Origin of the sequence: Acinetobacter pittii ANC 4050 (assembly GCF_000399685.1) — a bacterium.
GTDB classification, from domain to species: domain Bacteria; phylum Pseudomonadota; class Gammaproteobacteria; order Pseudomonadales; family Moraxellaceae; genus Acinetobacter; species Acinetobacter pittii_E.
Window position 1 is genome coordinate 2121682 of the sequence record NZ_KB976987.1, and the last position, 19636, is coordinate 2141317.

Annotated in this window: 18 protein-coding genes; 8 read left to right on the forward strand and 10 right to left on the reverse strand. The window is 39.8% G+C overall.

Translation table 11 applies throughout. From position 1 onward, the window contains the following. Positions 1-289 precede the first annotated feature (289 nt). The 4 genes from F931_RS13780 to F931_RS13795 all read left to right on the forward strand — a co-directional run bounded on the left by F931_RS13780 (position 290) and on the right by F931_RS13795 (position 3724). Entirely contained in the window at positions 290-1234 is a 945-nt protein-coding gene (locus F931_RS13780) for a DMT family transporter (protein ID WP_016141939.1), read from the forward strand. Between the two features lie 198 nt (positions 1235-1432). Continuing rightward, on the forward strand, positions 1433-2221 hold the full coding sequence (locus tag F931_RS13785; protein WP_016141940.1) for a crotonase/enoyl-CoA hydratase family protein: 789 nt from the start codon (positions 1433-1435) through the stop codon (positions 2219-2221). A 35-nt stretch (positions 2222-2256) separates the two neighbouring features. Beyond that, positions 2257-3135, forward strand: a complete 879-nt coding sequence (locus F931_RS13790) for an alpha/beta hydrolase family protein (protein WP_016141941.1) — start codon at positions 2257-2259, stop codon at positions 3133-3135. A 28-nt stretch (positions 3136-3163) separates the two neighbouring features. Continuing rightward, entirely contained in the window at positions 3164-3724 is a 561-nt protein-coding gene (locus F931_RS13795) for a TetR/AcrR family transcriptional regulator (RefSeq protein WP_016141942.1), read from the forward strand. A gap of 45 nt (positions 3725-3769) precedes the next feature. On the opposite strand, the gene pgaD is transcribed toward F931_RS13795, so the two are convergent. The 5 genes from pgaD to yaeQ all read right to left on the reverse strand — a co-directional run bounded on the left by pgaD (position 3770) and on the right by yaeQ (position 8739). Continuing rightward, positions 3770-4189: a poly-beta-1,6-N-acetyl-D-glucosamine biosynthesis protein PgaD gene (gene pgaD, locus F931_RS13800; RefSeq protein ID WP_016141943.1), complete on the reverse strand. Its 420-nt coding sequence runs from the start codon at positions 4187-4189 to the stop codon at positions 3770-3772. An 83-nt stretch (positions 4190-4272) separates the two neighbouring features. Next, positions 4273-5532: a poly-beta-1,6-N-acetyl-D-glucosamine synthase gene (pgaC, locus tag F931_RS13805; RefSeq protein WP_016141944.1), complete on the reverse strand. Its 1260-nt coding sequence runs from the start codon at positions 5530-5532 to the stop codon at positions 4273-4275. Positions 5533-5545: 13 nt separating this feature from the next. After that, positions 5546-7540: a poly-beta-1,6-N-acetyl-D-glucosamine N-deacetylase PgaB gene (gene pgaB / locus F931_RS13810; RefSeq protein ID WP_016141945.1), complete on the reverse strand. Its 1995-nt coding sequence runs from the start codon at positions 7538-7540 to the stop codon at positions 5546-5548. Between the two features lie 243 nt (positions 7541-7783). Then, positions 7784-8122, reverse strand: a complete 339-nt coding sequence (gene fbp / locus F931_RS13815; protein ID WP_002117532.1) for an FKBP-type peptidyl-prolyl cis-trans isomerase — start codon at positions 8120-8122, stop codon at positions 7784-7786. A gap of 86 nt (positions 8123-8208) precedes the next feature. After that, a complete protein-coding gene (yaeQ, locus tag F931_RS13820) occupies positions 8209-8739 on the reverse strand; it encodes a YaeQ family protein (RefSeq protein WP_016141946.1) in 531 nt (176 codons plus the stop codon). A 189-nt stretch (positions 8740-8928) separates the two neighbouring features. Here yaeQ and dctA point away from each other — a divergent pair, with 189 nt between their 5' ends. Further along, positions 8929-10191 (forward strand): C4-dicarboxylate transporter DctA, encoded by a 1263-nt coding sequence (gene dctA / locus F931_RS13825; protein ID WP_016141947.1) that lies wholly within the window; start codon positions 8929-8931, stop codon positions 10189-10191. A gap of 44 nt (positions 10192-10235) precedes the next feature. Here dctA and F931_RS13830 read toward each other — a convergent pair whose 3' ends face one another. After that, entirely contained in the window at positions 10236-11234 is a 999-nt protein-coding gene (locus tag F931_RS13830) for a CobW family GTP-binding protein (protein ID WP_016141948.1), read from the reverse strand. Positions 11235-11735: 501 nt separating this feature from the next. Here F931_RS13830 and F931_RS13835 point away from each other — a divergent pair. Continuing rightward, entirely contained in the window at positions 11736-11936 is a 201-nt protein-coding gene (locus tag F931_RS13835; RefSeq protein ID WP_000761577.1) for a hypothetical protein, read from the forward strand. 131 nt (positions 11937-12067) lie between these two features. Here F931_RS13835 and vdlD read toward each other — a convergent pair whose 3' ends face one another. The 4 genes from vdlD to F931_RS13855 all read right to left on the reverse strand — a co-directional run bounded on the left by vdlD (position 12068) and on the right by F931_RS13855 (position 17273). Further along, positions 12068-12583 carry an acyl-CoA thioesterase gene (gene vdlD, locus F931_RS13840; RefSeq protein WP_016141949.1) on the reverse strand — a complete coding sequence of 172 codons (516 nt, stop codon included), beginning with the start codon at positions 12581-12583 and terminating at the stop codon, positions 12068-12070. A gap of 252 nt (positions 12584-12835) precedes the next feature. After that, positions 12836-13450 (reverse strand): MarC family protein, encoded by a 615-nt coding sequence (locus F931_RS13845; protein WP_016141950.1) that lies wholly within the window; start codon positions 13448-13450, stop codon positions 12836-12838. Between the two features lie 11 nt (positions 13451-13461). Continuing rightward, entirely contained in the window at positions 13462-15528 is a 2067-nt protein-coding gene (locus F931_RS13850; protein WP_016141951.1) for a choline transporter, read from the reverse strand. 122 nt (positions 15529-15650) lie between these two features. Continuing rightward, on the reverse strand, positions 15651-17273 hold the full coding sequence (locus F931_RS13855) for a BCCT family transporter (protein WP_016141952.1): 1623 nt from the start codon (positions 17271-17273) through the stop codon (positions 15651-15653). A 265-nt stretch (positions 17274-17538) separates the two neighbouring features. Between F931_RS13855 and betI the strand changes: the two genes are divergently transcribed. Continuing rightward, the gene (gene betI / locus F931_RS13860; RefSeq protein WP_016141953.1) at positions 17539-18162 is read left to right on the forward strand and encodes a transcriptional regulator BetI; all 624 of its coding nucleotides are present in this window, start codon (positions 17539-17541) and stop codon (positions 18160-18162) included. Next, positions 18155-19627 carry a betaine-aldehyde dehydrogenase gene (gene betB / locus F931_RS13865; protein ID WP_016141954.1) on the forward strand — a complete coding sequence of 491 codons (1473 nt, stop codon included), beginning with the start codon at positions 18155-18157 and terminating at the stop codon, positions 19625-19627. Before betI ends, betB begins: the two co-directional genes overlap by 8 nt. Positions 19628-19636 lie beyond the last annotated feature (9 nt).

Consider the following 19636-nt stretch of genomic DNA (forward strand, 5'->3'; position numbering starts at 1 on the left):
GTACTTTTCTATTTCTATGTTATAAAAATTACATCTGTATTTTTAATATACTTATCATGTTTTTACCTAAAGCCCAATACTGTCTAGCGCGTCAATTATACGCCCCAAAGATTAAGTTCGATGTGGTCAATTGGCGACGTCCTAATTTTGGACAATTTGGCGCTTTAGATACGAAAATCGAGATATTTAATTTGTAATATATCCCCTGATTTTCATCACAAGCCGCCATAAAACGCGGCTTTTTTTATGCCCTTTTAAAACACAAAGAACAAACTTTCTGGAGCTTTATATGAAACCATTATTTGAACAACAGAGTATATCCACCCCGCAGATTCAGCCGGCTGTAGCATTATCTTCATCCCCGACTCGCCTTGCTACAGCCGGCCAATTTCTTGCTGTCGTCATTATTTGGTCGCTTACTCCACTCGCAGCCGTCTGGACAGTACAAGAAATTCACTGGGCATGGGGATTATTTATTCGATTCACTTTGGCTATTCCAATCGCCTTGCTGTGTCTAAGATTTTTTCGTTTAAAGCTCATCTTTAGTAAAAAAGCTGTTTTAAGTTATTGTGCTGGAGCCATTGGCTTATTTGGTTCAATGGCCTTTTGCTACATGGGTGCAGATAAAGTCCCATCTGCCATTATTTCAATTATTTACGGCACCTCTCCGTTGCTATCTGGACTGATTAGCTCCTTTTTATTAGGACGTGAACGTTTTTCAGTATGGCAATGGCTTGGACTCGGTATTGCTCTTGTCGGAATGAGTTTTACTTTAGGGCTGTCTTCATCAGGTTTTCAGCTCAACCGCATCGGTATTATATTAGAACTGATTGCTATGCTGTTTTATGTCTTGTCGACGTTTGCCGTGAAATCTGTGGGAGCGCATATTCCACCCATTACACAAATGACAGGTGCTACCCTTGTCTCATGGGTCGGTTATGTATGCTTGTTACCTTTCTTTTGGTCACATCTTCCCACTGAATTTCCAAGCTTGAAAATTTCGCTAGCAGTATTCTACAGCGCGGTCTTTTCCTCTGTGCTTGCCATGATTTTTTATTATCAACTCATCAAAATACTACAACCAACGACTGTGCTACTTATTACCATTATCACCCCAGTGTTAGCCACATTTTGGGGAACATGGTTCAACCATGAACAGCTCAGCTCACATCTTATTTTAGGTTTAACCTTGTTATGCCTAGGACTAATGATGTATTCACGACGCTCTGCATAATTTTTTAAAACCTGACAAATTTATTTGTCAGGTTTTACTTTTAAGTATTATTGGTAACATTCACCATAAAATAAGAACTTAGTTTTACTTTCATCACCCCTTTATTTTTTGCTTACTAAGTAGTCAACAAATTGTATTTGACACTTTTTAAACGATCGTTTAAAAACTTATTAAAAATAAACAAAGGACATCGGAAAAATGTCAAATCAAGAAGGAAAAGTCAGCCGTGAAACTCGCGGACATATTTTTTTAATTGGTCTAGATCGGGCAGCAAAACGTAATGCCTTTGATAGCTACCTGATTAAAGATTTATCACTGGCGCTTACCGAATATGAAAATAATGATGCTCTTCGCTGTGCAATTATCTTTGCTCATGGCGACCATTTTACGGCCGGATTAGATCTAGTTGAGCTACAACCCAAGCTTGCTACAGGTGTTTTTGATTTTAGTGATGAAGAAGTGAACCCTTGGGGTACAGTTGGACGAAAACTGAGTAAACCATTGATTGTTGCGGTACAAGGTTATTGCTACACCGCTGGTATCGAACTCTTTCTGAATGCAGATATTGCTTTAGCAAGCGAAAATACCCAGTTTGCACAGATGGAAGTGCAACGTGGCATCTTACCTTTTGGTGGAGCAACTGCACGTTTTGTTCAGGCTGCTGGCTGGGCAAAAGCCATGCGCTACTTACTCACCGGTGACTCTTTTGATGCAAAAGCGGCCTTTGATATGAACCTGATTACAGAAATATGCCCTGAAGGTACGGAGCTCAACCGTGCAATAGAACTCGCTGAACATATTGCTCAAGCAGCCCCTCTTGCTGTAAAAGCCACCCTTGCTTCTGCCCGTGAAGCCATTAATGAAGGTTATGAAACTGCTTTTACCCAATTACAGGGCCATCTTCAACCTTTACTCACCACAGAAGATGTTCAAGAAGGTGTGTTTGCCATGTTGCAAAAAAGACCGCCTATTTTTAAAGGTAAATAAAATTTCATCACACTAGAAAAATAAAGAGAAAAGCAATGCAATCAGCAACTCAAATCAATGAACAGCTTAGCCAAACTGTACAATTCCCCGCTTTAGATGGTTATCAACTCAAGGGCACACGTTACTTTACAACGACACCAGCTAAAGCAAATATTGTCGTTGCGGGAGCAACGGGCGTGCCACATGAGTTTTACCGTCGCTTCGCTGAATATATGACGCAATTTGGCTATCAGATATTCACGTTTGACTATCGAGGCGTTGGAAAATCGAGCCCAAAATCTTTAAAAGGATTTGATATGTCTTATTTAGACTGGGGCAAACTCGATTTAGCAGGTGCAATTGAATATCTATCAAAAGAGCCATTACCTCTTTTCATGGTTGGTCATTCCTATGGTGGCCATGCACTAGGTTTGCTACCTAATCATGATAAATTATTGGCTTGCTATACATTTGGTACAGGTGCAGGTTGGCACGGCTATATGCCACTGAAAGAACGCTTTAAAGTGCAAGTGATCTGGAATATCGTGTTTCCACCTATTGTTGCTGTGACAGGTTATTTGCCTTGGAGCAAATTTAATATGGGTTCTGATTTACCCCTCAATGTTTATAAACAATGGCGTAAATGGTGTAAAAACCCTAAGTATTTTTTTGCCGACCCAGAACAGCAACACTTAATTGAACAATATGCTACTGTCAAAATTCCAATTTATGCGGTCTCTGCCCTAGATGATGATTGGGCTTTACCTGCTTCATGTCGCGCATTTATGCAACATTATCAACAAGCTCAAGTCTCATACGTCAGTCTTCAACCTCAAGATGTTGCTATGAAAACCATTGGCCACATGGGCTACTTTAAAAAAGATGCCGAACACATCTGGAATAAAATCCGCACCACTTTTGATGTTTTTTTATAAATCTGCTTTATGTTTTGGATAATGTGAAATGAGACCGCAAAAACTGACCAAAGAAGACCTGCTTAAGCACTGTGCTTTGCAGTTCAAAACTTACGGATATGCAGGAACGAGCATGGACATGCTGGCAAAAGCTTGCGGTCTCACCAAAGCTTCTTTTTATTATTATTATCCAAATAAAGAAGCGCTTTTGCTTGAAGTGTTAAATGGCACTCATCAATATTTAATCCATTCTTTATTTAGAACGACTGCAAGTTCAGAACTCTCAGCCATTGAGCGTTTTGAGCAAATGCATAAACGTGCTGTGCAGTTTTTTACCCAAGGGGTAAATGGTTGTCTGATTGGGGTAATTTCAATGGAAGCGGCGTATGGTTCACCTGAAATTTTAGCCAAAATACGTAGTATTTTTCAGGACTGGCAACTGGCTATTCAGTCTATTTTTGCTTGTTGCATTGCTCAAGATCAAGCTGAGATTTTAGCAAAACAAAGTATTGCTGATTATGAAGGAGCGATCTTGATGTACCGTGTCACTCATGATGAGTTTTACATCAATCAAGTTAAGCAACGTATTCTTGGACTTCTTCATTCTTAAAAAAATAAAGCCCACTTAACGTGGGCTTCCTTTTCTGGGTAATCGTTATTCAACTCTAACGATTTTACCTAATTCATCATGGTGAATGACTGTAATTTTCTGACTACGTCCCTGCTCAATTTCATGTTCAGGTAAATCAAAATAGCGTGCATAGTCATCTGTCTGTTTGGCTTTAAGCGCATTACCACCAACACGACGCTCCGGTAGCACATGGCTCCATAACAATAAGCAAATTGCGCAACCAATTAATGCTGTAATGCCATGTTCAATGCCTACACCAAAGGCATTAAACAAACGATGAACCAAATGTGTTTTTTGAAGCTCAGCCAATACCCAGATCAGTACAAACGGACGCCACAACAACAACCAAACCGCCCACATCATGGCTGTGCTTGTTGTAGAAGCATAGCGTTTATGCCATGGTAATTGACGGCGTAAATCAATAATCAACGAATTTGTCTTCATTTCTCTCTTTACCTAACGAAATGCTGTGGTTTTCCCCAGACATCAATACAGCACGATCTTTAAAATCTCATGACTCTTGCATTTCATCCACGAATGCCCCGATCCGGGCTCACCCAACGCGCACGTTTCTCATCCCCACGTTTTAAAACTTTTGGAAATGCCACGATAGTTGCCGAGATGGTGATTAGCCAAAAGACCAATGGATACCAGATCATCCAGAAATAGTTTTTTCCTAGATGTGGTTCATAACGACTATCCATCCATTTGCTTAAAGCAAACTGAATGAGACAGGTTGCCCCCAATAAAATACCGCTACCATACGGTAAAAATGGAGAGCTCACAACGGCTAAAGCAGGTACAGGTAAAATAAAATGTACCAGCCATAATAAAGCCATCGCGAGCATTAAATAGGACCAGACTAAAGTTAAGCAAAGCTCAAACATTAAAGGCCATAAAAAGTTTAATTTCGGTTTGGTGAACACATCAATATTTTTAATTAATACCTGTGCCCCACCCATAGCCCAACGCAAACGCTGTTTCCACAAACCGTTTAGAGTTTCAGGCATTAAAATCCAGACCAAGGCATTCGGTTCAAAACGAATGTCCCAGCCTGCGCGCTGCAATTTCCAAGTAATATCGATATCTTCAGTCAACATATTGGGTGACCAATAGTCGACTTGGTGAACAGCACTCTTACGAAAAGCAGTAATTACACCCGATACGGTAAACAAGCGACCAAAGGTACGTTGTGCACGTTTAATCATGCCGACAATCGATGAAAACTCACCGACCTGAATACGCCCCAGTAAAGTTGAGCGAGTACGAATACGCGGATTGCCCGTAACAGCTGCCACCGTTGGATTTTCCAGAAAATGACGAATCATCCACTTTGCTGCATGTGGATCGAGTAAAGCATCCCCATCAATACCAATTAAAAACTCGGCATCGGTCATTAAGCTTCCAGCTTGCAACCCCATGGCTTTACCTTGGTTTTGAGCCAAATGAACAACACGTAGTTTTTCATGTTGTGCTGCTAAGCGGTCGAGTACTTCGCCGGTATTGTCTGAGCTACCATCATTAATCGCAATGACCTCAAAATGAGGATAGTCCAGTTTTAAAGCATGGCTGATCGTTTCCTCTGCATTATCTCCCTCATTAAAACAAGGAATTAACACAGCTACTTTTGGATAACTCTCTAATGGAGCAGGTTGATCGTAAGGCGGAGCCTGACGTTCTTTCCAATAGAAAATGATCGCGCCAATCATCCATAAATACGACATGAATAATGGATAATAGAAAACGAATTTTAGGGCATGCGACCATATTGCAGCAAAGATTGTCATGTTTTAGCCTCAACTACGGCACAAGACGAGATGATTTTTCAGCAAATGCTTTATGCATAGTGTTCACATCCGGATGATCTTTAATTGGGTCATCTGGGTAATATCCAACATGCATGACACCTTGCTGATAAAGAGAATGAATTGTTGCAGCCATTTCAGCCGATGGTACCTTTTCGTTTTTACGCCAGTCGGTTGCCTGTAATTCAAAAACAGTTTTCTTAATGCCATTTGGATATTGTTTCACACGATCAATCATATCTTTATAGAATTGATCAGAGTTATCGACCTGTTCCATATAAGGCATGGCCATAATAGCCGTAAAGTCATAACGTTTTAACGACTCTTCAAGCGATTGCGAATACCAGTTTTCTGCATATGGTTTCAAAGCAACTTGCGCGTATAAGTTACGTGCGGTAAGCAAGAACGGTTCATATTGTCGCACGTCATCAACGAGTTGCATGGCGAAATCATCTAGATATTTTGTCTTATACGCAGTCCATTTTTGCAAATCTTGATCGTTATCACGAATTTTTGCTAAATCTGTTGGTAAACCTTGTTTCGCATAAGCTTTTAATGCATCTGGGCTTGCATCTTCATAGTCAGATAAGGTGACATCGTCATGGAATAAAATTCCGTTAAATGAAGATGACTTAGCCAAATCTTGATAAATCTCACGAATAGTTTGGCGTGCGTCAGATGAGAACGGACTTAAACGGATATACCCCATGTTGAGGTGTTCACCAGCTTTTGCTTGCTCTGTCACCACCAAATCCTTAGAAACAGGATCAGTTTTTGGTAGTTCCCATGCCAATAAAGGCATCCATGCATAAATACGACTTACAGGCGTACGGGTTTGAATTTGCCATGCTACACGGTTAAATAAGTCAGCACGCATTGGAATGTGACGGTTTGGGAAATAAACCATATCGGCAGAACCATTAGCATCTGGGTCTGAAAAAGCTTGTAAATAGACTGTATTTACCCCCATCGCATTAATTCGGTCTAACAAGTGACCTAAATTACGCTCTTGCTGTTTCGGATCTGGGTCATAAATATAGTCCAGATCGACATGCATAATTTTTTGCGGACGGTTATTATCCGTTAAATTCAATTCACGATTTTTGATTTCTTGAGCCAAATCATCAGTCGTCATATCGCCTTCTACCAAAATACGACTCATATTTTGTAGAGATTGTTTTGCGTGATCAGCCCCATCATCCAGTGTAATAGTCACTGGCATACCCAATTTTTTCGCAATTTGGACAGTTTGCATATTATAGCGACCATATGGCCATACCATAATACGTGGTGAACGTAAGCCATGTGCTTTAAGTAGCTCGTTATTTTTCTTTAAATCATTATAGATACGTGATTGATATTGTTCATCGTTCTCGTAGGTTTGAGTTTTAACATCATAAAAACGAGTTGTTGCAGCAGGTTCAGAGTTACCTTGCGGGTTGCCTGTAATACCGCGGTGTAAATGATAGCTATGGCTTGCAATTTCTACAAAACCACTATCTTGCATCTCTTTCAGCTCACCCCAGCTTAAGATTTTGTCACGTGGGATTTCTTCCCCTGAAAAATCAACTTTCTGCCCTGCTTTTGGTTCTAACCATGAACCTACGACAGCTAGAACAACCGGAATTTTTTTAGCTTTAATGACTGGATAAGCATTTTGATAGAAAGATTGATAACCATCATCTACAGTTAATAAAATCGGTTTTGTAGGCAGTTGAGCCTTACCCTGATGAGCACGGATCAACTGATCAACCGTAATAAAATGAAATCCATTTTTTTGTAGCCATTCAACGTGCTGTGTAAATTGTTGAGTGGTCACTGCATATTGAGGAATTAAGGCATTTTTAGTATCGGTAATTTCATGATAACCAATCACCGTAAGTGTTGAAGCGTCCAGTTTAGGTGGTTTAGCTAATGCCATGCCTGACAAACCTGCCAAGGCCAAGCCAAGTGATATGTTCAACAAAGGAGATGCAAAGCGGATAGTCATGAAATAGCGTCTCAATATCAATATAGATTATTTATGTGAAATTTGATGTTAAGGCACAAATTTTTTGAAATTTGGTCTTAATATCACACTGCCTGCAAATGAACAGTTTTTCAGTCAGCATTTATAATCAAATAATCTGAAAATAATCTTAAATATTCAAAAAGCTAAAATATAAATTAATAATGTATTTATATTTAAAGCTCATATAAATAAGAAAGCCCCCTAAAGGGCTTTAATTTTTCACTAGTCACGAGTTTTGACATCGAATAATTCAATTTCAAAAATTAAATTAGAGTTAGCGGGAATAATCTTACCCATTTTACGCTCACCATAAGCTAAATGAGCAGGCACGATGAGTTTACGTTTGCCGCCAACCTTCATTCCCATAATGCCTTGGTCCCAGCCTTTAATTACACGGCCTGTGCCAATCACACATTCAAAATAATTACCGCGGTCAATCGAAGAATCAAATTTTGTGCCGTCTTCTAACCAACCTGTATAGTGAGTTGTAATCAAAGCGCCTTTAACCGCTTCTTTGCCTTCACCCACTTTTAAGTCGATAATTTCTAATTCATTTGACATGGTATACCCCTTAAACTGAAACTCTAAATCAAAATTAGTACTTAGTGTACCAACTGAATCTGTAGAATTTGTTGCGCTTTTCTATGTTACTGTAACTGTGTCCACACAACACTTGCCTGGCCCTTTTCACCTAAAAGCGTCCATTCATTGTCCATGACATTTAATTGAAGCTGCATCGTACGTTCACACAGTTGCTCAAGCTCAGCGGTGCTTTGAGGGGCAATTTGCCACACTTGAACATTACTTAATGTTTTAATTTTACTATTTCTCTTCCACCAGTCTTCGACTTGTGTGCCATAAACAACAATCGCAACCGTTTTACAACGCGCACTGGCTTTTTTGACTTTATCTTCAGACGGCAAACCGACTTCAATCCATGTTTCTAGCTGACCAGTTAAATCTTTTTGCCATAATGCTGGCTCGTCAGTTTCAAAAAGGTCTTTAGTAAACTCAAGCTCATCACTTGCGAAGCGGGCAAAAGCCATTAGACGAACCATTAAACGTTCTAAAGTTTCCGAAGGATGTAGGGCAAGCGTCAGCTGGTAATCACCATAAATATGGTCATCCATATTGGCAATATTCAAGTCTGCCTTATAAATTGTTGCTTTAAGCGCCATGATTAATATGTCCAAAAATTTGGCGCTAAGGATACTCGATTTTGGGTAAAAAATTATAAAAAAACTGAACAATGCAAAGCCTAGTCATGCGAAATTTGCATATTCTTCCAAAACGCTCAGCTTATTTTATAGTTGGCCGACTTTTTGCTTGAAAGAGAAATATTCTCCTCTTGCTAAAATTGATGACTTATGTGGCAAAAGCTCAAGCGTAGTTTATTTTTACAGGTTCTTTGTGCTCTGTTTCTTGGGGTTGCAATTGGAATTGGTTTTCATGATTTCTCCCTATCTCTAAAGCCATTAGGTGATGGTTTTATTTCTTTAATTAAAATGCTGATTGCCCCCATTGTGTTTTGTGTGGTTGTACTGGGAATCTATGGTGCAAATGACATCAAAAAAATGGGCAAAGTCGGTGCAAAAACCATTCTTTATTTTGAAGTGGTGACCAGTATTGCTTTAGTTTTAGGCATTATTGTGGCCTATGTATTTAAACCGGGCGTCGGTATGAATATCGATATTAGCCATTTAGATGCAAAAGATTTAAGTACCTACACCGAACGTGCCCATGAAATGCATACAGGTTCGGAATTTCTACTCAATATTATTCCCAAAACCTTCACTGCCGCTTTTGCAAACGGCGATATTTTACAGGTTTTACTCATCGCTATTTTATTTGGCATTTCTCTACTTTTAATTCCTAAACATTTAGCAGAGCTGGTACGCCAAGCGTTGGAGGCTTTTTCGGAAGTCTTCTTTAAAATTATGGGACTTATTATACGTTTAGCTCCAATTGGTGTATTTGGTTCAGTCGCCTACACCACTGCTAAGTTTGGTTTAGATTCGCTCTTGCAATTGGGTTATTTGGTTTTACTGTTTTATGCAACCTGCATTTTATTTGTCGTTATTGTTTTAGGTTCGATTTTAAAACTCGCTGGTCTCAATATTTTCAAATTTGTGGGCTATTTTAGAGATGAACTCGCCATTGTTTTAGGTACGGCCTCTTCAGACTCTGTTCTTCCTCAAGTTATGAAAAAGCTCAAAAATCTAGGAATTAAAGACTCAACTGTGGGTTTGGTTATTCCCACTGGTTATTCATTTAATTTGGATGGGTTCTCAATTTACTTAACGTTAGGTGTAATTTTTATTGCGCAAGCCTGCAATATTGATTTGTCTATGCATGACTTGCTAGCAATCTTACTGGTTTCACTCATCACATCTAAAGGGGCGCACGGCATTCCCGGCTCAGCTTTAGTTATTCTTGCAGCAACACTTTCAGTTATTCCAAGTCTCCCTGCAATTGGCTTAGTGCTGCTACTTTCAGTCGATTGGTTTATTGGAATTATTCGTGCCTGTACCAACTTAATCGGTAACTGTGTGGCGACCGTAGTGATTGCTCACTGGGAAAAAGATATTGATCATGCCCAAGCTAAAGCTGTGTTAGAAGCTAAGCCTTAAAACTATTTATAGAGAACATTGGCTCTTCTTTTAGCCAATGTTCTCTATTCTTCAAACTGACAAGCAAGTAACGCTGTTTCAAAAGCCAACCAATCGTGATGATGCTCGCTAATGATCTCAATTCGGTTATCAATACCCTCTTCGCCCGACTTATAATTAAACTGATCAGGATTAAAGTTAAAAACTTTCCAACCTTGATCTGTATTAAAAATTCCCTTGATTCTTAGCCAATCTTGCTGCGCACATAATACGTCTAGCAAAGCATAAAAATCGAATTTCCAGCGTTTAGGTAATTTCCAACCTGCCACAATATAACCTTGTGCCGACTCGACATAATGATAAGGTAATTGCTGAATTTCCTTTACGTCCTCGCTCTCACTCATTTGTTTTTGAAGTTTAAGTAAAGGTTGTATAGATCGTTCAGTTAAACGAGCAGCCACATCAATTTTATTTATGGCTAAATGACCATGTTCAGTTTTAATCCACTCTTGGTGATAAGGTTGATATTCATCTTTTAATAACTCAAGCGCCTGATCATCTTCAAAAGTCATTAAATCGGTATGTGACACCACCACAATCTGGGCAGCTTTTAACTGATCTTCATAAAGGTTTTGTTTAACCCAATTGGTATCATGCAAACGACTACCATCGACCACTGTAATCAACGCTCGCATGGCTAAACTACTTTGCCAATGGGGTTCAGTCAGTTGGTCAAATAACTGAGAAGGATGCCCAAGTCCAGTCGGCTCAATAAAGAGTCTATCTGGTTTCTGTTCACTTAACAGTCGAGCTAAAGCAATATGCATAGGCAACTGACTGCTGCAACATAGACAACCACCTAATAGTTCTTTGACTGCATATCCTTCATCTTGAGGTAAGAGTTGTTGGTCTACTCCAATTTGCCCAAACTCATTCATTAATACCGCCCAAACCTCATCTTTAGGCTTCTGGCTTAATAAATGCTGTAATAATGTGGTTTTTCCTGCCCCTAAAAAACCAGAGATAATATGGGTAGGAACAATTTTTTGGGCAATCAGTTTCACAAGCGGCTCAAATCAACAAGGTTTAAAAAAACTAAGAAAGGTATATCACTGTTTAAGTAGCATGAAAATGATTTTTCACTTTGAAGATATACTTTTCAATTATCGGGCTAAAGCCCCAAATATGTGACAAGCATCTCATCAATTATCTAAATTAGCTTTTGATATTTATAATTCAAACGAAATATCCTATTCAAGCATATTCACAATTCATGCCAAAGTGTTAGGTTTACGTAAACAATTTGGTTTTTTTTCACTCAAAAAGAAATATTTTTTCACATTTTAAGGTGTAATTAAGGCGTTTAACTTTACAGATTCCGCACATAAACGGCCCGTATATTTCATATTGTTAAGATAGGCGTAATAGATTGTTAAGTTAATTGATGTAATCCAAACCTCGGCTTAGCATGTGTCCTAGCTTAGTCATTCAGCCATACAGGTTTCATGTAGGTATGAACGATTAGGTTTAATTTATTTTTAAATGAAATTTAAGGATGCCATAAAATGAAATTAGCTAAAACTTTACTCGCTACTACACTTGCTTTAACTGCTGCTTCAACTTTCGCTGCTTCTAAGCACGACCAAGCACATAACACTGCTGGTGAAGAAAAAGTTGTTGTTTCAACTCAAGAACAAGCAAACACTGCAAATGCTGCATCTGATGCTGTAGGTTCTGCTTCTGAAGCTGCTCCTGCAACTCGTTAATTCTCTAAGCACTCTCCTCCAAGCTCAGAGATAATTTTACTGAAAGGAAATATGGACGCTGAATTTTAGTAAAGAAAAGAAAGGATCGAACCATGCTGCGGTTCGATCCTTTTTTAATTCAATTTGTTTTTTTAAGAAGTTTTCTTATACATGCTACAAGATGGATTATGGTTTTCTTGCAGACGTAAAACCTTACGGTGCTCAGCTGCTTCAAAGCGACAACGTTTCCACTCAGTATTGAGATTTAATTGAGGTACTTCACATGGCTTGCCCTGTTCATCAACAGCAACCATCGTGAAATAACAGCTATTAGTATGGCGCACTGTACGCTTCTGGATATTTTGGGCTTCAACACGGATACCTACTTCCATAGAAGTACGGCCTACATGGTTCACACTTGCCAAAAACGTTACCAGCTCACCTACATAAATCGGTTCTTTAAAATTCACTTTATCTACAGATAAAGTCACCACATAGCCACCCGAATAACGACTTGCGCAAGCGTAAGCGACTTGGTCGAGTAGTTTTAGAATCGTACCACCATGAACATTACCTGAAAAATTTGCCATATCAGGCGTCATCAAAACTGACATCGTCAATTCAGACTGGTCATCAGTTGCTGGGGTTATTTCATCTAATGTAGGCATAGCTAAACTCTGGGTCTTAAAACAAGCTCAGACAACATTATGGTTGATAATTCACAAAAAAAACATGCTTAAATCCACAACATGGCATTGTATTTTTTAATATCTTTGATTGTTTTTTAAAATTTAATTTTTTAAGGCTTTATTTTTAAAGTTATTTTTTAAAGCTGTTTTATTTATCTTAGAGTTTTTTAGAAGATGCTATGCCATTTTATTCCATGTTCAATGACATAGCAGATTCTTATGAATGGCTTGCTATACTTTATTAATGACGCCTGTTACACCATTAATGATCATATCAATGGCGATCGTACCGATTAATAAAGCAGATAAACGCCCAACAATATCAAAATAGCGGTCGATATGCTTGGCATGTTTATAGCGTAAATGATCATGTGAAAATTTCATCAAAATCAAAATACTGCATGTTAAGAACAAGGTAAAGGCAATCACTAGGGCTGCCTCACCAATTGACATTTCAATCCCTGTGACCACAGCCGCACTAATGGTGCCCGGGCCGATCATAAATGGCATGGCAATGGTGCCAGCCAGATGTTCCGGTGCACCGCGCATTTCACCAATGGTATCGGCACCCTGAAAAACATAGCGATAGCCAATCACCAAAAAGATGAGGCCTCCAAAGATCTGAAAGGCTTCAAAACGTACATTCAGATATTTACTAAAAATTGTTTCGCCGCCCCATGCAAATAGCATAAAAACGACAAAAGCAATCACACTTCCCTGAATCAGTGCTTTATTAAACACCTTTGCTTCTGAATGGCGGAGCAAGCCAATCATATAAATGCTCATTAAAAATGGATTGAGCAACGAGAAAAATAAAGCAAAAGAATGTAGATAAGGAGAAGCCATGCATTTTCCTCTTAAGCTTGTGGATCTGGGAACAATGGACGGTTCCCCGGACTAATACGATTAATATGTAAGAACGTCATATGTCTTTCATATTTATCTAAAATATCGTTAATCACCTGTTCTTTACTGTAGCCAACCAGATCGTTATCTTGCGAGCCATCATAAAGATAGGTTTCAAGTCGGAAATAGAACTGTTTGCCACGTTTTACACGCTGACTGAAGTTAGGCGCGCTATAACGTACAGGCCAGATCTGATAAACAAAGTTTTGCTCTTCTTCCAAATGAATAGTGAGATCTAGATGGTAAAGCGTGTCTTCATCTTCTAGTGGCGTTTGCTGCACATCTACATTCATACCCTGCTTAACAAGCTCATCGGCAACAGCCTGAACGGCTGGCAAACAAACTGTGTCTAGCATGCGCTGTGTTTCAGTGGTTCCCGGATGATGCATGACTCGAGTTAAACGTTGTTTCCAGTTGAGAATATCCACATTCCCTACGACTGGAGCAGCATTCATACTGCGACTGGCATGCCTGTAATCTTCAAGTCTGAGCGACTTATAAAGCCCTGCCATCACAAGGAACATCACAAAACTAAACGGCAGTCCCATAATAATCGTTGCGTTTTGCAAAGCGGTAATGCCGTTGGTCATCAACATGGCTAATGTGAGCAAACCAATTGCCACCGCCCAAAACACACTTAACCAACGAGGAGCATCATTATCAATATGAGTCAGTTTTGTGGTGAAGTTACCTAAAACCAGTGCCCCCGAATCAGCAGAAGTCACGTAGAACAAAAGTCCTGTCACAGTGGCAATTGAAGCAATAAAGGTAAAGCCCGGATATTGTGCTAACAGGTCATAAAAACCATGTGCCGGGTTTGCCAATACTGTTGCGGCTAAGGTTTGATTACCTTCAAAAATAACGCTGTGTAATGCGCTATTACCAAAAATAGATAACCACGTCAGTGTAAATAGAAGTGGAATAATTAAAGTACCGCACACAAACTCACGGATGGTACGTCCTCTTGAGATGCGTGCCAGAAAGAGTCCAACAAATGGAGACCAAGCAATCCACCATGCCCAGAAGAAGAAAGTCCAACTACTCATCCACTCTTTAGGCTGTTCAAAAGCGAAACTTTGTAAGGCTAAAGTTGGGAAACGGGTTAAATAGTCACCAATATTTTGGACAAGGGCATTGAGTAAAAACTCGGTATTTCCCAAGAACAAAATAAACAGTAATAGCCCGATAGAAACATAAATATTGATTTCAGATAAAATCCGCAGGCCTTTATTGACCCCAGATGTCACCGAAATAACACTAATGCCGACCGCGACAGCAATCAGGATAAATTGCATCCAGATATTTTCTGGTAACCCCAATAATACATGTAGGCCATAATTCAGCTGTACCACTCCAATCCCGCAGGTTGTCGCAATACCGAAAATTGTCCCGATCACGGCAGCCGTATCTACACTATGTCCAATCGCACCATTAATTCTGTTCCCAAAAATTGGGTAAAGTGCAGAACGAATGGTAAGCGGTAAGTTATAACGATAACTGAAATATCCCAATGACATACCAATCAAGGCATACATACACCAGCCAGTTAAGCCATAGTGAAACAATGTCCAAACCATACTTTGGCGCGCTGCTTCATAGGTCTGACCTGCTCCGACCGGAGGTTGCATATAATGAGATAGTGGTTCAGCGACCGAGAAGAACATTAGGTCGATACCGATACCAGCCGAAAATAGCATCGCAGACCAACTGAGTAAACTAAACTCAGGTTTTGAATGCTTAGGTCCTAATTTGATACTGCCGTATCTTGAACAGGCAATAAAAATCACGAAAACCATATATAACGTTGCGGCAAGCAGATAATACCAACCAAAGGTTGAGGTTACCCACTGGAGTACGGCGTTCATGACTCTATTTGCAAAATCATTGAACAAAAACGTGACGAGAGAGAAAATTAAAATAAGTAGAGCTGAAAAATAAAAAACCACACGGTTGAGCGGGTCTTTTTTAGATTTAGATAATGTTAAATCATCAACTGCTCTTGGATTATCTGTTGCCATACAATCCTCAAGGAATAAAATAAAAACAAAATATTTAATTTCGTCTTTTCACTCTTATTTAAAACAGTGAAAAGACGACTTTAAACGCAAAAAAAATAATATATAGATGTGATTGGGTGAGGTTATAAAACCTCAGTCACTTTATTCTGGTCACAATCCGATGGGACCGTAATGTCTTTTGAAACAGCTAACTGTTTTTTCACTAATTGAGGGTCAAAATCATCTTGCTTTAATGCTTTGGCTAAACCAAACATATAGAGCAAAATAATGACTGAAAATGGTAAACCACATAACACCACAGCACTTTGCATGGAGTTAAAACTACCGGCTAAAAGCAAGCCAATACTTACAATGGTAATTACCACAGACCAAAAGACGCGTAACCAGATCGGTGAATCACTATCATTGGTGCCCCCTTTTGAGGACAAATTAGCGATCATTAGTGTACCAGAGCCAACTGGTGTCAAAAATAAAACGAAACAAATTACAACAACAATACCGGCAACGTAAGGATTAAACGGCAGATATTCGAGTAATTTAAATAAAGATAATGCCGGATCAGTTAAGACCATATCGCCTAAAACTTTCTGTTTTTGCTGCAAGATTAAATAAATTGCAGTATTTCCAAAAACCGAAATCCAAGCCAATGTAAAACCAAGCGGAATCAGGCATACACCCAATACAACTTCGCGAATGGTACGACCTTTTGAAATGCGCGCAATAAACATGCCGACAAAAGGCGCCCAAGCAATCCACCAAGCCCAATAAAATACGGTCCACGAACCTAACCAACCACTGGCTTTTTGGTTGTATAAATACATATCAAAGCTTTTACCCATAAAATTATTAAGGTAATCGCCCGTATTTTGCACAAGACCATTTAATAAATGGTTTGTCGGACCGGTTAAGAATACAAATAAAAGTAAGGCATACAGCAAACGTAAATTAATACGCGACAACCACGCTAAACCTTTTTCAATACCCACCACTGTCGTGATCGTGGCAACGAACATCATGATGAGCACAGCAGTAATTAAAGTTGCAGAGTTATCTGGAATTTGAGGAAGTAAATAACAAATACCCGATACGAGCACCAAAGCTCCAATTCCCAAATTGGTGACCAAGGAAATAACTGTCGCTAAAATTCCAAAGCCATCGACAAAATCACCCACCAAGCCATGCACTCGCTCTCCAAAAATTGGGTAAAGCGCTGAACGCAGTGCTAATGGCAAGTTTTGTCTGAAAGCGAAGTAACCTAAAGTAACTCCGAGCAATGCATAAAGTACCCAGCCATGAATCCCCCAATGCAAAAAGCTATAAGTCATCGCATTACGGGCTGCCTGAATCGTTCCTGCCTCGCCTTCTGGCGGTCTTAAAAAATGGTCAACAGGTTCGGCCACGCCATAATAAAGTAGCGCAATACCAATCCCTGCCGAGAACAACATTGAAGTCCAAGCCAGATAAGTAAACTCAGGTTTATCGTCATCTTTACCTAGAGGAATCTGCCCTACTTTTGAAAAAGCGAGCCAAGCAACAAAGCCCAAACACAGCACAATAACCAGCATGTAATACCACCCAAAAAAGTGATTTACCTGCTCTTGTACATAGGTCAACCAAAACTGACTTTTTTCTGGAAACAGCACAAAAAGTAGGCCAAAAATGCCAATACTGATGGCTGAACTCCAAAATACAAAACGATTTAACCGAATATGGTCTGAAGAATATCTATCACTTTTCAACACCATCTTATTGCTCCTTGCAATCGGTGTATTTTTCTCAAAATAACGTGATAAGTACTGTACTTATGCGCATCATCCTATCCTTAAGAACCTTTGATTTCACCTCTTTATTCCAGAAGTTATCTTCAAAAATTCATTGATTTTTACATATCATACTTGTTATTGATTGAACGTTCAATCAATAACAAGTATGATAAAAAAGTGCTATGATGCTCTGCAAGTTAACATGTTGAATTTTAAGCACCCCTAAAAAGTGCTGATGTGGACAACCATGACAAAACGCAGAGTAAAACCAGAACATGTGCGACGTGAAGAAATCATGAACGCTGCACTCGACGTAATTTATGAAGTGGGGTTATCCAATACCACCATTGCACAAATTGCAAAAAAAGCCGAGTTGTCGACCGGCATTGTCAGCCATTATTTTGGTGACAAACAAGGGTTGATAAATACCTGTATGCAAGAAATGTTAAATGTTCTGCGTCGTAAAACCGAACAGTACAGAGCAGAAGCAGATTCGCATCCAGAGAGCCAGATTAAGGCCATTATCGACTCTAACTTTGACATTAGTCAGGTTAATGAAAAAGCAATGCGGGTCTGGTTAGACTTTTGGTCAGCAAGTATGCATGTACCAGACTTAAGCCGCTTACAAAAGATTAATGATCAACGCCTGTACTCCAACTTGAAGTTTTATTTCCTCAAGTTAATGAATGAACAACAGGCCAGTGTTGCCGCTAGAGGATTGGCAGCATTGATTGATGGATTATGGTTACGAGGCAGTTTAAGCCGTCATAACGAATTTGACAGCAACCTTGCTCGTTCCATTGCTTACGATTATGTACAAACGCAATTGCAATTTGCGAACAAGCCTTTGCAGGAGAGACAAAATGAGTGATGTACAAGTTCATCAGTTGTATATCCATGGACGCTACGTTAAAGCAACCAGTGGTAAAACATTTAATAGTATTAACCCTGCCAACGGCGAGACAATCGCGACTCTTCAGCAAGCTTCTGAACAAGATATTGAAGCTGCTGTACAAAGTGCCCAACAAGGACAAAAAATCTGGGCTGCCATGACTGCCATGGAGCGTTCACGTATTTTACGTCGTGCTGTCGACATTCTTCGTGAACGAAATGATGAGCTTGCCCGTCTTGAAACTCTCGACACAGGTAAAGCCTATAGCGAAACATCGACAGTTGATATTGTGACTGGTGCAGATGTACTCGAATACTACGCAGGACTTGCAACAGCCATTCAGGGTGAACAAGTTCCACTTCGCGAATCTAGTTTCTTTTATACACGCCGTGAACCTTTAGGCGTGGTTGCCGGTATTGGTGCTTGGAACTATCCAATTCAAATCGCTTTATGGAAATCTGCCCCTGCCCTTGCTGCCGGCAATGCCATGATTTTCAAACCAAGTGAAACCACACCACTTACTGCATTTAAACTTGCAGAAATCTATACCGAAGCTGGCTTACCAGACGGCGTATTTAACGTTGTACAAGGTGCTGGCCGTGAAATTGGTCAGTGGCTCACTGAACATCCTGTGATTGAAAAAATCTCATTCACTGGCGGTGTGGAAACCGGCAAAAAAGTTATGGCAAGCGCTGCTGGCTCTACGCTGAAAGAAGTAACCATGGAACTCGGTGGTAAATCTCCACTGATTATTTGTGAAGATGCCGACCTTAACCGTGCCGCAGATATTGCAGTTATGGCGAACTTCTTTAGCTCAGGTCAGGTATGTACTAACGGTACACGCGTATTTGTTCCAAAATCACTTTTAGCAGATTTTGAAAAAGCTGTTGTAGAGCGTGTACAACGCATTCGTATTGGCGATCCAATGGCTGAAGACACGAACTTTGGTCCACTCACTAGCTTTCCTCATATGGAAAAAGTGTTGTCTTTCATTGAGTCAGGCAAACAACAAGGCGCTAAAGTGCTAATCGGTGGTGGGCGTGCGACTGAAGGCGAACTTGCCAAAGGCGCTTATGTATTACCGACAGTATTTAGCGACTGCACTGACCAGATGGCAATTGTTCAAGAAGAAATTTTTGGACCTGTCATGAGCATTTTAAGCTATGAAACCGAAGAAGAAGTCATCCGTCGTGCTAACGACACGACCTTTGGTTTAGCTGCTGGCGTTGTCACTCAAGACATTAGCCGAGCTCATCGCATTATTCACCAAATTGAAGCTGGTATTTGCTGGATTAATACTTGGGGCGAATCGCCTGCCGAAATGCCAGTGGGTGGCTACAAACAATCTGGCGTAGGCCGCGAAAATGGCTTGACCACACTTGGGCACTATACCCGTATCAAATCTATTCAAGTTGAACTTGGCGATTATCAAAGCATTTTTTAATGCCTCAAT